General features: G+C 68.8%; 11 protein-coding genes. 2 read left to right on the top strand and 9 right to left on the bottom strand.

Annotated features, from left to right (window positions below; translation table 11 throughout):
- The first annotated feature begins 5 nt into the window (after window positions 1-5).
- A complete protein-coding gene (locus ACM6LR_RS27235) occupies window positions 6-2015 on the top strand; it encodes a DUF6541 family protein (RefSeq protein ID WP_414936318.1) in 2010 nt (669 codons plus the stop codon).
- 341 nt (window positions 2016-2356) lie between these two features.
- Here ACM6LR_RS27235 and ACM6LR_RS27230 read toward each other — a convergent pair whose 3' ends face one another.
- The gene (locus ACM6LR_RS27230; protein ID WP_414936319.1) at window positions 2357-3250 is read right to left on the bottom strand and encodes an LLM class flavin-dependent oxidoreductase; all 894 of its coding nucleotides are present in this window, start codon (window positions 3248-3250) and stop codon (window positions 2357-2359) included.
- A 99-nt stretch (window positions 3251-3349) separates the two neighbouring features.
- Here ACM6LR_RS27230 and ACM6LR_RS27225 point away from each other — a divergent pair, with 99 nt between their 5' ends.
- The gene (locus tag ACM6LR_RS27225) at window positions 3350-4186 is read left to right on the top strand and encodes an HAD family hydrolase (RefSeq protein WP_414937088.1); all 837 of its coding nucleotides are present in this window, start codon (window positions 3350-3352) and stop codon (window positions 4184-4186) included.
- Here the strand turns inward: ACM6LR_RS27225 and ACM6LR_RS27220 are convergent.
- The 8 genes from ACM6LR_RS27220 to ACM6LR_RS27185 all read right to left on the bottom strand — a co-directional run bounded on the left by ACM6LR_RS27220 (window position 4183) and on the right by ACM6LR_RS27185 (window position 13736).
- Complete coding sequence (locus ACM6LR_RS27220) at window positions 4183-4917, bottom strand: lysophospholipid acyltransferase family protein (protein ID WP_414936320.1); 735 nt, start codon at window positions 4915-4917, stop codon at window positions 4183-4185. The two genes, ACM6LR_RS27225 and ACM6LR_RS27220, sit on opposite strands and share 4 nt — an antisense overlap.
- 48 nt (window positions 4918-4965) lie before the next feature.
- Window positions 4966-6405, bottom strand: a complete 1440-nt coding sequence (locus ACM6LR_RS27215; RefSeq protein WP_414936321.1) for a hypothetical protein — start codon at window positions 6403-6405, stop codon at window positions 4966-4968.
- Window positions 6402-8012, bottom strand: a complete 1611-nt coding sequence (locus tag ACM6LR_RS27210; protein ID WP_414944779.1) for a hypothetical protein — start codon at window positions 8010-8012, stop codon at window positions 6402-6404. Before ACM6LR_RS27210 ends, ACM6LR_RS27215 begins: the two co-directional genes overlap by 4 nt.
- Window positions 8013-8296: 284 nt before the next feature.
- Window positions 8297-9262, bottom strand: a complete 966-nt coding sequence (locus ACM6LR_RS27205; RefSeq protein ID WP_414936323.1) for a lysylphosphatidylglycerol synthase transmembrane domain-containing protein — start codon at window positions 9260-9262, stop codon at window positions 8297-8299.
- A gap of 34 nt (window positions 9263-9296) precedes the next feature.
- Window positions 9297-10538, bottom strand: coding sequence for an acyl-CoA reductase (locus tag ACM6LR_RS27200; protein WP_414944778.1), 1242 nt, complete (start codon window positions 10536-10538; stop codon window positions 9297-9299).
- Window positions 10535-11587: an acyl-protein synthetase gene (locus tag ACM6LR_RS27195; protein WP_414944777.1), complete on the bottom strand. Its 1053-nt coding sequence runs from the start codon at window positions 11585-11587 to the stop codon at window positions 10535-10537. The genes ACM6LR_RS27200 and ACM6LR_RS27195 overlap by 4 nt, the downstream gene beginning before the upstream one ends.
- On the bottom strand, window positions 11584-12981 hold the full coding sequence (locus tag ACM6LR_RS27190; protein ID WP_414944776.1) for an AMP-binding protein: 1398 nt from the start codon (window positions 12979-12981) through the stop codon (window positions 11584-11586). Before ACM6LR_RS27190 ends, ACM6LR_RS27195 begins: the two co-directional genes overlap by 4 nt.
- The gene (locus ACM6LR_RS27185) at window positions 12981-13736 is read right to left on the bottom strand and encodes a glucose 1-dehydrogenase (protein ID WP_414936327.1); all 756 of its coding nucleotides are present in this window, start codon (window positions 13734-13736) and stop codon (window positions 12981-12983) included. The genes ACM6LR_RS27190 and ACM6LR_RS27185 overlap by 1 nt, the downstream gene beginning before the upstream one ends.
- Window positions 13737-13738 lie beyond the last annotated feature (2 nt).

Raw genomic sequence — 13738 nt, 5'->3', positions numbered from 1 at the left:
AAGCAGTGCCTACTCCGGACACCTTCTGGTCGTACTTCGGTGCGACCATCACGTACCTGGCCGTTCTGGCGATCCCCGGCGGGCTTGTCGGCCGGGCCGCCGGCCTGCGCGGCTGGGCCCTGGCCGGGCTGGCCCCGCTGTTGTCCTACACGGTAACCGGGCTGGCCGGTCCGTGGCTGGCACTCGCCGGTGTGTCGTACAACCCCCTGACAGTGGCGGGCGTCACTGCCGTGCTCGCCGGGATCGGCTTCGGGCTCAGAAAGCTGGGCCGGAGTCGCGGCTGGATCAAACCGGGCGCCGAGGAGCCGCCGACGAAGTGGCACCCGCGCGCGCACTACGCCGTCGCGGCCTGTGTCGCGCTCGCTGTCGGGATCTCGATTCTCGTGGTGCTCTCGGCCCGCGGCGGAACGACGGCGGTGTTCCAGCGCTGGGACACCGTGTTCCACGCGAACGGCATCCGCTACATCGCCGAGACCGGCGATGGCTCGCTGACCGGCATGGGCACCGTCAACTGGTACCCGGACGGCTCGTTCTACCCGAACGCGTATCACCTGGTCGGCTCGCTCGTGTACTCGATCTCGGGTACGACCGTCCCGGTCACGCTGAACGCCATCACGATGCCGGTCGCCGGGATCTTCGCGCTGTCGATGGTCGCCCTGATCCGCCAGCTCGGCGGGCGGGCGGTGTTCGCGGGCTGCACGGCTCTGGTGGCCGCCGCGGCGACCACCGGAGCCTACGAGTCGGTGTCCAGCGGGCTGCTGCCGTTCGCGCTGGGGATCGTGCTGACGCCGCTGGCCGTGGTCGCACTGGCCCGGTTCCTCGCCCGGCCCGGCCTCGACACCGGCTACGTGCTCGCGCTGACCGCCGTCGGGCTGCTGGCGGCGCACTCGTCGGCGCTGTTCGGGGCGCTGCTGTTCGCCTTCCCGCTGGTGGTGCAGCGCTGGTACCGCGCGCTGCGGCACAAGCCGCTCGACGGCGTGCCCGAAGGCCGCGACGGACTCCGGATCATCGGCGGTGACGTCGTCAAGATGGTGCCGGTGATGGTGGCGAGCGGACTGCTCGCGGCACCGCACATTCTCGGTGCGCTGAAATTCACCTCGGGTTCGTATCCGTACCACGCCTGGGGCTCGGAACTGCCGGTGGTGAAGTCGCTCGGGCTGCTGGTGACCTTCCGGCAGGTGCTGAACGCGCCGCAGGTGTGGCTGACGGTGCTGCTGGTCATCGGCGTCCTGAGCCTGTTCCGCCTCGGCCGGATGCGCTGGATCGGGCTCGCCGCACTGGGCTTCTCGGTGCTGTTCGTGCTGGTCGCCTCGTTCGGCGCCGAACCGTGGGTGATCTCACTGTCGCGGCCGTGGTGGAACGACCGCTACCGGCTGATGGCGCTCGCCGCGCTCCCGCTCTGCCTGCTGGCCGGGCACGGGATGGCGGAGCTTCAGCGCTGGTTCGCGAAATGGGCGAGCGGCCGGTCCTGGGTGCAGCGCAAGCCCGCCTTGCCCGCCCGGCTCGGGCTGGCGACCGCCGCGTTCGTCGTGGCCGCGTCGGCCGTGCTGACCAAGGGCTTCTACACCGAGTCGAACGCGCGCGCGGTGTCGTTCCTGTACTACAACGGCCCCGAGGGCGAGGTCACCCCGCCGGTCAGCGCCGACGAACTCGCCGCGATGGACCAGCTCACCAAGATGGACATCGGGCCGGACGAGAAGGTGCTCAACGAGCGCTCCGACGGGACGGCCTGGCTGTACGCGATCACCGGCATCCACCCGGTCGCCGGGCACTACGACCCCGGCGTGCCACCGCCGGACGCGAAATACCTGGCGCTGCACTTCCGGGACTACGACACCGACCCCGAGGTGCAGGCCGCGGTGAAGCGGCTGAACATCAAGCACGTACTGATCGGGAGCACGCCGATCAAGATCGGCGCGCCGCCGGCGCCGGGGCTACGGGATCTGGACGGGCTGAACTTCCTGCGCAAGGACTTCGGCAACGCGGGCGCTTCGATCTACACGCTGACGCGCTGACGCCCTCGTGAGTGGCAAGGACGGTTAAGGCCGACCGTGTCTCAGGTCTGTACCTGCCGGTGCGCGGATGGTGGTTTCGCGTGTCCGGACGGACGACACGTGTCATCCCATCAGTCCCGCGAAACTGGCCGTTCGGTCCAGGTGGGCGTCGTGAGTGGAAAAGGCTCGCGTGGTCGCGGACTGCCCCTGCCGTGACCACGCGAGCCTCAGTCCCCCATTCACCCCCGGGGTGACCCATGAGGGGCAGCCACACCGCGGCCGCACCCACTCGCTGTATTCATCCCTCAGACGAGCTGTAGGCGGAACCGGTTTACCCGGCCCGCCAACGTCACCCGTTCGGCCTAAGAGTTCTTTCCTTGGAGTACTGGGAGTACGTCACTCGCGACCGCTTCGAGCGTCGACTCGCGGCCGATGTAGTAGTCGCCGGACCGCGGCCAGTGCGTGACGATGTCGGTGAACCCGAGTTCCCCGGCCCGTCCGGCCGCGTCGGTGAACGCGTCGACGCTGGAGAGCGAGAAGACCGGCGCCGAGTCGAGGCTCAGGAACCGCTGCACGCTCGTCTTGTCCCGGCCGACGACCTCGAGCCGCTCGTCGAAGGTCTTCACGAGCTCCGCGATGCCTTTCCACCACTCGTCCTGGGTGTCGGCCTTGGACCCGGTGGTGACCCAACCCGCGCCGAACCTCGCGGCGAGGGTCATCGTGCGCGGGCCGTTCGCGGCGACCAGGAACGGCAGTCGCGGCCGCTGCACGCAGCCGGGCAGGTTCCGGGCGCCCTTGGCCCGGTAGTACTCACCCTCGTAGTCGAAACCGTCGGTCATCAGCAGCCCGTCGAGCGCTTCGACGAACTCGGTGAAGCGGTCCGTGCGCTCCTTGACCGACAGTTCGGGGCCGTCGAGGACGGCGGCGTCGTAGTTGCTCTGCGGGACGCCGACGCCCACTCCCATGATGAAGCGGCCGTCGGAGATGTCGTCGAGAGTGGTCAGCTCACGCATGAACGGCACGGGGTGCCGCGCGACCGGCGACGCCACGTAGGTGCCCAGTCTGATCCGTGACGTCACCATCGCGGCCGCCGTCAACGTCGGCATCGCACTGAACCACGGGCCGTCGACGAGGTTCCGCCAGCCGAGGTGGTCGTACGTCCAAGCGTGGTCGAAGCCGTATTCCTCGGCGGCCCGCCATTTCGGCTCGGCCGCCCACCAACGATCTTCCGGAAGAATCACGATGCCTACGCGCACACCTGGGAACGTACCGCGAAGCGAAGCTTCTCCTTTGAGGGCGGTGGCGGGGGCATGGATGGAGTAGCGGTGCCCGGCGGCACTTCGCCCGACGGGCGGATGTTCGGGGACAATGTGCCGGTGGAAAAACCCCTTCTGATCGCCTCCGACGTCGACGGCACCTTGCTCGGCCCGATGGAGGTCCTGACCGAACGCACGATCGACGTCGTCCGGCGGGTCGCCGAGGACGGGATCCCCTTCGTGCTGGTCAGCGGCCGTCCGCCGCGCTGGATCGCCCCGATCGCGAACCCGCTGGACCTGACCGGGTACGCGGTCTGCGCGAACGGCGCGGTGCTGTACGAGATCGGGACGGATCGGATCGTGGCGGTCCACGGCCTGCTGGAACCCCAGTTGCTGCACGACGCCGTGAGTGCTCTTGATCACGCTCTTCCCGGCTGCCGGTACGCCGCGGAGCGGGTCGGCGAGTCCGCGCTGGACCCGGACACACGGAATTTCGTGATCGAGCCGGACTACCACAATCCCTGGGGCAATCACGAGGGCGCGGAGGCGCCGAGGGCCGAGGTGCTCGGGCATCCGGCGATCAAGCTGCTGATCAGCAGGCGCGGGATGAGCTCCGACGAGATGGCCCGGGCGGCGCACGAAGTGCTCGACGGCGCTGTCGACATCACCTACTCGACGAACACCGGCCTGATCGAGGTCGCCGCGCGCGGCATCACGAAGGCGACCGGGCTGGCCGAGGTCGCCGAGCGGCTGGGCGTCCCGGCCGAGCGGGTGATCGCGTTCGGCGACATGCCCAACGACGTCGAGATGCTCGGCTGGGCCGGGCACGGGGTGGCGATGGCCAACGGGCACCGCTACGTCCTGGACGTCGCCGACGAGGTGACCGCGCCGAACTCCGAGGACGGCGTCGCCCAGGTACTCGAACGCTGGTTCTAGCGGCGCTCGCGGTCCAGTGTGGCGGCCTCTTCCGGCGTCGGCGCGGTGCCTCCGAGGTGCGCGGGCAGCCACCAGCGCTCGTCGTCCGAGGAGGGCTTGTCCGGGTAGTCGGCCTGGACACGCTCCACGAGCGCGGACATCCGCACGCGAAGGTCCTTCGAAAGGACTTCGGCGTCTTCCTCGACCTTCGGGTGCATCGGCTCGCCGACGAGGATCGAGATCGGGACGTGGCGTTTGGTCAGATCCTTCGGGTGGCCCTTGGTCCACAACCGCTGCGTGCCCCACAGCGCCATCGGCACGACCGGGACACCGGCTTCGGCGGCCATCCGGACGGCGCCGGACTTGATGTCCTTCACGGTGAACGACCGGCTGATCGTGGCTTCGGGGAACACTCCGACGACCTCTCCCGCCTTCAGCCGCTCGACGGCTTCCCGGTACGACGCGAGCCCCGCGCCGCGGTCGACGGAGATGTGGTGCATGCCGCGCATGAGCGGCCCGGCGACGCGGTTGCCGAAGATTTCCTTCTTCGCCATGAACCTGACCAGGCGTTTCGCCGGCTGCGCGCCGAGCCCGCAGAAGATGAAGTCGAGGTAGCTCACGTGGTTGCAGACGATGACCGCACCGCCGGTCGCCGGGATGTGCTCGGTTCCCTCGATTCGGATGCGGTTGTCCAGCACCCGGAACATCAGCTTCGCCGCCATGATGACGGGCGGATAAACGAGATCGGCCATGGGCCCAGGTTACGCGACCGTAGGGTCACCAACCTACGGTCGCGTAGGTCACACGCGTTCGCGACGGAAAGTCACCAGCGCCAGGACGACGCCGAGCAGCGTGCAGTACAACGCGATCACCTGGTGTTTGACGTTCTCCAGGCCGTCGCCCAGCGCCGCCAGCGCGAACTGACCGGCGGCGACAACGAGCAGGAATCCGAGCACGACGCCCACCGCGTCACGCCGGGTCTTCCAGCCACGCCAGGCGAGCAGGGACCAGATCGGCACCAAAGCGAAAAAGCCCAGTGGTGCCAACATTTTGGTCACCGTCGATGCGATCGGGACGCGGTATTCCTGTGCCTCGGGGGCGAAGCCTGCCGACTGGTCGAAGCTGCCGAGGTACGGCGGCCGCGCGGTGAGCAGATCGCCCGCCGCGCGGTCCAGGATTCCGATGGTGCGAAAGGGATGCGTCGCGAAGTACTCGACGACGTTGCGCCTGCTGATCTGCTCGCGGTACTTCGGGTACTCGGGATCCAGCGTGGCCGGCCGCGGATGCCACCAGCCGTTGCCCGCGTACTGGCTGAACGAAGTGGGCAGTCCCAGCGCGGCGAGGTCGGCCCCGGTATCGTGCCGACCGTCCACAATGGTCAGGAAAATCGTGTTGAACATGTTGATCTCACGTGAATCGTCGCCAGGACGCGCGGCGAGCGAGCCGTCGGGCAGCTTCGCCGGTTCGACGGTCTGCTGCGCGCAGGCCGTGCCTCCGGCGAGCGCGCCGATGACGAACACCACGGGAAGCCACCGCTTCAGGCCGCGGACGCCCGCCGGGCGGACGAGCACCGCGGCGAGTGCGAGCAGCGGCAGGATCATCAGCGTCTGGACCTTGGCGTTGACCGCGATCAAGCCGCCGAAGAGCAGCACCGCCAGGCCCACGTAGCGCCACCGCCCGAGCCGCGCGGCCACCAGCAAGCCGCCGACGGCGAGCAGAAGGCCGAGGAACGCCGCACCTTCGCCAAGCACGGAAGCGAAGTAACCGAAGAACGCGGAGTCGGCGACGACCAGCAACAGCCCTACGGCCGCGAAGCACCGGACGCGGCGCGAGTACGGCAGTCCGACGACGATCAGCGCCACCGCCGCGGCGGCGAGCACGCTCATCAGCACGCCGAGCACGACCAGGCTGAGCGTCGCTTCGAGGCCGAGCAACCCACCGATCGACCGCGCGATCCGGGCGAACCAGCTCTGGGTCAGGAGATAGGTGGCGTCACATTCGCCTGCCGGAGCGGTGTAGGCGAGGTGCACGAACTGCTCCGGCTTGCCCTTCCACGGGATGCCCGCGCCGCACAGCACGCGGAAACCGTCGCCGTTGTCGGACATCGCGATCGGCCGCGGCACGAGGAAGCGGACGAGCAACACGGTGAGCGCGGCGGCGAACACGCTGAGGCCGAACAGGCGCGAAGGTGCTTCAAGCGCTGCTGGTCGGCTCAGGGAGACACGGTCGTCGACACTCACGAAGGGCACGGTACGTGGCGGAAGTCGGGCGAGAAGTCGAGGGCCGACGTGACCGATCGCACGACGTCGGCCCGGAGAAACACGGTGAGCCACGACGAGGTTCCTTCACGCGCGAAGGTCGCGACGCGGTACCTCGCCGCGTACGCCGGATCGATCACGCAGGACTGCTTCGCCGAGTAGCCGCTGTCGGTGATGACGGCGATCGTCGGGCGTCGCCGGGAGACGACGGCCTCGCCCGCTTCTTCGGTCTGACCGCGGACGCCGACGATCTGCAACCGCGTCCCGGCGTGGTACGAGAGCACCCCGGGCGCGGACGTGCTCACGACCGAACCGGGCGGCAGGTAGGCGTCGAGCCAGCGGCCGATCTCCTCCATCTGCGCGCCGTGGTCGTGCCAGGCGCGGACGCGGGCCAGCATGTCCGGGCTGAACACCGACACCAGCACCGCGAGCCCGGACAACGTCACCGCGGCGGCGGGCATCAGCCGCTGGATCGACGGCCGCGGTCGCGGACTCGGTTTCGTGACCGCGGTGAGCACGCCGTAGACCGCGACCGCCGCCACCGCGAGCAGTGGCGGGATCGGCGCCAGCAGACGCCACGCCGGGCCCGCGTCGCCGCCGAAGAAGACCACGAAACCGGTGAGCGCGACGGCGGTGACGAGCATCAGCCAGGTCAACGATCTGGCCTCGGCCTCGTGCGGCGTACGGCCGTTGCGACGAAGGAGCAGTGCCACCGCCGCGACCAGGCCGAGCAGCAGGAAGCCCTGGTGCACCACCGAGAAGCCCGACAGATACCGCCAGCCGCGGTCGATCCGCGCGGAAACATCGATGTCGAAGGGGATGAGGACAGACGTCGGCAGGACGTGGTTGTAGTAGGTGACCCGCCACGCCGTCCACGGCGCGGCGAAGACGAGCCCGCCGAGCAGCCAGCCCGCCGGCGACCACCAGGTGTAGCGGCCGCGCAGCGCGGCGACGACCAGCCAGCCCCCGACGAGCACCGCGAGCAGCGTCCCCGACGGGCGCGTCATCATCGCGAAAGCGACGAGCACGCCCGCGACGACCGGACGCCGGGCCGCGAGCGCGGCGAAGACGCCGAACACGAGCAGTACGAACAGCGGCGTCTCGGTGCCGGATCCACCGGACGCGGCGAGCCCTCCGGCGCCCGCGACGAGTACCGCGGCGGCCACCCCGAAGGCCGGTCGCGGCTCGCCCGCCACCCGCGCGACCACCCGGTTCACCGTCACGTTCGCGAGCAGGACGGCGCCGAGGGTGGCGAGGATCCCGAGCACGATCGCCGACGTCTCGATGTCGACCCCGAAAGCGGCCTTCGGCAACGCAATCGCGATCAGCCAGAGGAAATTCGCGTAACCCTCGATCCGCTCACCGGTGTTGAACACCGGTCCATTGCCGTCGGCGATGTTCTGCGCGTAACGGAAAGTGATGTACGCGTCTTCCGCGATGGTCGAGAACACCAGCTGGTGCACCAAGGAGAAACCGAGGGTCAGCGTCAGCGCGGCGGCACGCCAATTCTTGTCGGCGCCGATCTTGGGCCAGGCCACGAGGACGAAGACGGCGACCACGAACCAGGCGACGACGAGCGCGATCACCACCTGATCCTCACCCTCCCGGGCCGAGCCACTGCCCTGACGAAAAGACTACGGTCAAGTATCGATCGCCGCGCCAAGGTGTTTCTTTCAGCGCAGTTACTTGACACGAATGGGCGAGTAAAGTCCGCGTGGTGTAGGTGACGCTCCGACGTTTTCCCACCGGGACAGGACAAGGGAACTTCCGGAAGTACCCGCCGGGCGGCCCGCGTCTCCGGCGCGTTTCGTCCTCTGGTTGCGGTCCTTGCGCGTGCAACTACCGCAACCAGAGGACGAAACGCGGGTGGGTGTCAGCGGGAGGCGAGGCGGGCGGAGAGGGCCGCGGAGGCGGCGGTGATCAGGTCGGCGACGGTGAACATGACCCGCGAAGCGATGGCGAACGCCGTCGCCTGGCCGACGGTGAGGCCCGACGCGGTCAGCACGGCGACCTGGGCGACCTCGCGGACGCCGACCCCGCTGGGCAGGATGAACGCGAACGTCCCGACGGTCATCGCGACGGCCATCGCGCCGACGCACAGCACGAATCCGCTGAACCCCGGCGTGCCGACGGAGTTCGCCAGCAGCCACAGGTGCACACCCTGCAGCGCCCACGCGGCGGTCGACGAGCCGAACACCTTGCCGACGACCGACCAGCTCAGCCGGTGGTCGAGCGGCGGGCGGCGCAGGATCCGCAGCACCAGCGACGTGCCCCAGGTGAGCACGCGCGGATGCAGCATCGCCAGTCCGACCGGGATGAGCACGAACAGCCACATCGCGCGCGGGCTGTTGCTGAACACCGCGGGGGCCGCGAGCAGCGACACGACCAACGCGGACACCACGCCGACGCCGAGCTGGATCAGCGAACCGGTGAAGATCCGGGCCCTGGCGAGCCCGGCCTTGCGCCCCAGTTCCATCTGCAGCAGATACGCCCACACCGACCCCGGCACGTACTTGCCGAGCGAGCCGACGAGACAGATCTGCGCGCCACGGGCGTAGCCGATCGGCTTGCCGAGGTCGTCGACCATGACCTGCCAGCCGTAGGTCGACACCATGATCGCGGCGATCAGCGCGACCAGGCTCAACGTGGAAGATTCCCAGGCGACGTCGGACAACGTCCGCCAGAATTCGTCCCAATTGGCGACCAGGGTCTTCGCGGCGAAACCGACGACCGCGATGATGGCGATCCAGCGGACGACGTCGAGGATCTTCGCCTTGGTGGATTTCGGCTGCTTTACCGCAACCGAAGACTCCCCTTCCGGCATTTCGACAGTCGTCACTGAACCTCCTCGCTGAAGCCTCTTTCGTCGCTGGTCAAGCCTGTACGGTCACCAGACGGCTGAACTCGGTCAGCAGATCGTAGCCGTCCCAAATCGTGGAGAACGTCAGGGCCGATCCGAAGGGAACGACGCGGTCGACACCGCGGCCAGCCAATTCTGTCACGAATTGCGTCAATTCTTCTTTGGTGAAGCCGAATTGACCGACGGTTTGATCCTTGCGCAGGACGATCGGCACGAGGTCGGAAAGCGTGCCGACCCGCGCGTTGGCGAAAGTGCCCGCGCCGAGCCATTCGCGCGGCAGGACAGCGGGGTCGGCCAGCTCCAGTGTCGCGATGCCGTTGCCCTGGAACTCGATGCCGCTGACGAGCCCGTCGACGGCCGCGCCGTACGCCGAAACCCGCTTCTGCACGGCCATCGCGGGCTCGGTGACGTGCTGTTTCGTCGCCAGCACCTCGGCGAGCAGCTTCCGGAATTCCTGCCCGGCTTCCTTGGCCCCGGCTTCGTCGCCGACCCAGAACACCGCACGCGGCGACGAGCAGGCGGCCTGGTCGAACCAGTACGAGTCGTTGTAGAAGCCTTCGGCGGCACCGCGGCGCTCGGCCTCTGAGGCGTTCTGCCAGCCACGCACCGACGCGACCGCGAACGACGACCGGTCGGGGAAGGTCAAGTCACGCGCGTGCGGCGCCAGCGGGTACTTGCGCAGCGCCGCGACCGAAGTGTCGCCGCCCCAGATGACCCGCAGGTCCGCCGCGATCGAGAGCGCGCCGCTGATCGCGTCGCTGCGGTCGTAGGTGACCATGCGCTGCGTCGCGGTGATCGCGGCGGCGGTGTCCGCGTCCACTTCGGACAGCGCGGCGTTCAGTGCCTCCAGCACCGTTTCGGCGGCACCGGCCGAACGGGACGACACGCGGACGACGTTGTGGTTGCCCGCCAGCGCGGAAAGCGCCCATGAGTAAACGAAGATCGTGTCGACGTTGGCCGGCGGGACGTGGAAGACCAGCCCACGCGGGAACCGCAGTGCGTCGCCAGAAGTCTCCAAAGTGGACAATGCTTTGGCGATCTCTCCCTTGCGCAGGAAGAAACCGAGTGACGCCAGCTCCGGGAAGCGGCGAGCCGTCGCGGGCGCGAGGAGCTTGCGCGCGAACTTCGTCAGGAACTCGACGACACGCGGGTCACCCACGCGCAGCCGTCCGCCGACGGGCTCGGCACGCAGTTCGTCGACGAGCTCGTCGACCTCGATCGCGTCCGAAAGCGGGAAACGCTGGTTGAGGGTCATGCCACCGCTCCCTGAAAGGTGTCCGAGCAACCGCGGGCCTCGGCCTTGGGCAGCCTGCCCATGACCGAGAAGTGCTTGCCAGGCCAGTCGCCGTCGTCGATTCCGTGGTAGACACCGAGATCCTCGGTGAGCAGGACGTGACCGGGGTACGAACGCGGCAGCGTGCTGACGACCTCGATCACCCCGGGTTCGCCGACCGGCTGCTCTTCCCAGGTCTCCGGGTTCCGGATCACGACGTCGGCGAAATCGGGGCAGTACAACGAGTTCCCGGACGGTCCTTCGAGGAAGACGGTGCCGATCTGCTCGATCATCCCGTAGTAGTTGTGGATCCGCGCCAGGCCGGTGTCCTCTTTGAACCGGCGGCGGAACTCGGTGTTGTCGACCGCGCGGTCGATCAGCTTCTTCCAGCCCCCGGAGTGGATCAGGATCCCGTTGGACAGATCGAGCTCGTGGTCGCGCGCGACTTCGTAGAGGTACTGCCACACCATGAAGGTGAAGCCGAAGATCAGGAACGGCTTGTCGCCGTAGGTCGCGAGGAACGTCTTGACCGCCTCGACGTCCGGCTGGTCGTTCTCGTCGAGTACGTACGTGTGCTTGCGGCCGAAGTTCGCCATGCCCAGCACACCCGCGCCGCGCGCGGAGAACGAGCGGCGGTTCTTGATGATGCCGATGGTGTCGACCATCAGCATCGGCAGCCGCTCGCCGCCGAGTACCTCCTGCAGTGTCGCGCCGAGCTGCTTGGTCTGCGCGCCGGCGGCGACCTTGTCCAGGTAGATCCGCGACGCGCCCGCGCCGGTGGTGCCCGAGGACGTCAGCGTCTTGAAGACCTCGGACTCCGGAATGGACTTGAGGTCGTGCGTCTTGAACATCCGCACCGGCAGCCAGGGCAGATCCGCGATGGAGGCGAACGACGCGTCCCGCGCGATGCCCAGCGACGAGAGGATCCGGTCGTATCCCTCGGAGTTCTCGCGGTGGTGCGCGGTCAGCTCGGCCAACCGCGGGAGCAGCGACTTCTCGCGCTCCGCCCGCGAAAGCGTGAACACACTCATACCTTGGCCTCCAGCGACCGGTAGTCGATCTTGCCGCTGGCCAGCAGCGGCACGGTGTCGCAGGCGCGGACGTCGAACCCGCTGGTGTGCAGGTGCAGCCGCTCGGACAGCGCCTTCGCGGCGTCCTTACACATATCTTTGTCGGCCCCTTCGGCGAACAGGACGACCTTGTCCCCGGCCGGGACGGCGGCCACGACGTCGATCCCCACCGAAGCGGAACGCACGGCGTGCTCGAGATCATCCAGGCTGACCCGATTGCCGAAGACCTTGCCGATCCGCTTGAGCCGTCCGGTGATGTGGAGGAACCCGTCCTCGTCGAGGTAGCCGAGGTCGCCGGTGGGCAGCACGCCACCCCATTCGTCGCCGGCGGCCAGCCCGGCCTCGTCGTCGGCGTACCCCATCATCACGTTGGGTCCGCGGTAAACGACCTCGCCGACGATCTTCGGGTGTTTGGTCTCGGAACCGTTCTCGCGCCGGACGGCGAACGAGCCGCCTGGCAGCGCGGGCCCGGCCGAACCGAGCTTCTCCGCGAGCCGCTCCGCCGGGACGGTGGTCATCCGCGGCCCGGCCTCGGTCTGCCCGTACATGACGAACATCCGCCCGCCGACCTCGCGGATCTTGTCGTTGAACTGGGCGACGAGGTCGTCGCGGAGCTTGCCGCCCGCCTGGGTCAGCGTGCGCAGCGTCGGGTACTTCGCCGGGTCGAACTTGAGGCGCCGCAGCATCTCGTAGTGGTACGGAACCCCGGCGAGCGACGTCACCTTGTACTCGTTGACCGCGTCCCAGAACCCGCGCCCCAGCACACCCGAGGGCTCGATGACCACGGTCGCGCCGCGGACGAGGTGCGAGTTCAGCACGGACAGGCCGTAGCTGTAGTGCAGCGGGAGGCTGGTCGGCGCGATCTCGTGCCGGTCGATACCGAGCACCTCGGCGATCGCGTCGGCGTTGGACAGCATCGCGCCGCGCGAGAGCCGGACCAGCTTCGGGTTGCCGGTGGAACCGCTGGTCGGCAGCAGGACCGCGAGATCGGGATGCGGCTCGACGCCCTCGGCGGACTCGCGGACCCAATGCCCGTCGGAGACGCCGTAACCCTCGGGCGCGGGCGCGTCCGGCGCGGACAGCACGGCGGCCGGGCGGAAGCGCTCGATGAGCCCCGCCAGGACGTCGGCGTCCAGCGCCGGATCGATCAGCGCGATCGCGCGGCCCGCCTCGAACGCGCCTAGGTAGTTCAGCACGCTGCCGAGGTCCACCGACATCCGCGCGAACAACGCGCCCGGTGGGAGCAGCGACAACGCGGCCCCCACGCGGGTGACCTCGGTGTCGAGTTCCTCACCCGCGAGCGTCTTGCCGCTCGTGACGTCGATCAGTCGCGCACCCACACCCAGAAGGGTCATTACAGAACTAATCCTCCGTCGATGCCCAGCACCTGCCCGGTGATGAACGCTGCGTCGTCACTGACCAGGAACCGGATCGCGTTCGCCACGTCTTCGGGCGTCCCGAGCCGTCCGAGCGGGGTCCTGCCGATGTTCTCGGCCTTGGCGTCCTCGCTCAGACCCGAGGTCAGGTCGGTGTCGATGACGCCGGGCGCCACCGCGTTGACCCGGATCCCGGAGCGGCCGAGTTCCTTCGCGGCCGAACGCGCGATGTTCGCCACCGCCGCCTTCGAGGCCGCGTATACGGTCTGACCAGCGCTTCCGTATTCGCCGACGATCGAGGCGAGAACGACGATCGCGCCAGCGCTTGTGCCTCTATCGCCGGCGGGCGAGGCTTTCTTGCGCATCATCGCCCTGGCCGCGGCCTGGACGGTGTGCAGCGTGCCGGCGACGTTCGTGCTCAGCGTGGTGTCGATCAGCTCGTCGCGGATCATGCCGAGGAGCGCGTCCTCCATGATCCCGGCGTTGGCGACCACGATGTCGAGCTTGCCGTGTTCCTTGGCAACGCCGCGGACCACCGTCGACACGGCCTTGGCGTCGGTGACGTCCAGCGCGAGCCCGCTCGCGGCCCCCGCCGCGGCCGCCGCTTCCTTGGCCCTGGCCTCGTCACGGCCGGTCAGCACGACGGTGGCACCCGCCTCGGCGAGCGCCCGCGCGGTGGCCAGCCCGATCCCCCGCGTACCGCCGGTGACCAGGGCGACCTTGCCCTCGAGCATCA

This window comes from Amycolatopsis sp. cmx-11-32, assembly GCF_047608695.1.
In the GTDB taxonomy this organism is placed as follows: Bacteria; Actinomycetota; Actinomycetes; order Mycobacteriales; family Pseudonocardiaceae; genus Amycolatopsis.
This window is presented reverse-complemented; position numbering and strand designations above follow the sequence as displayed.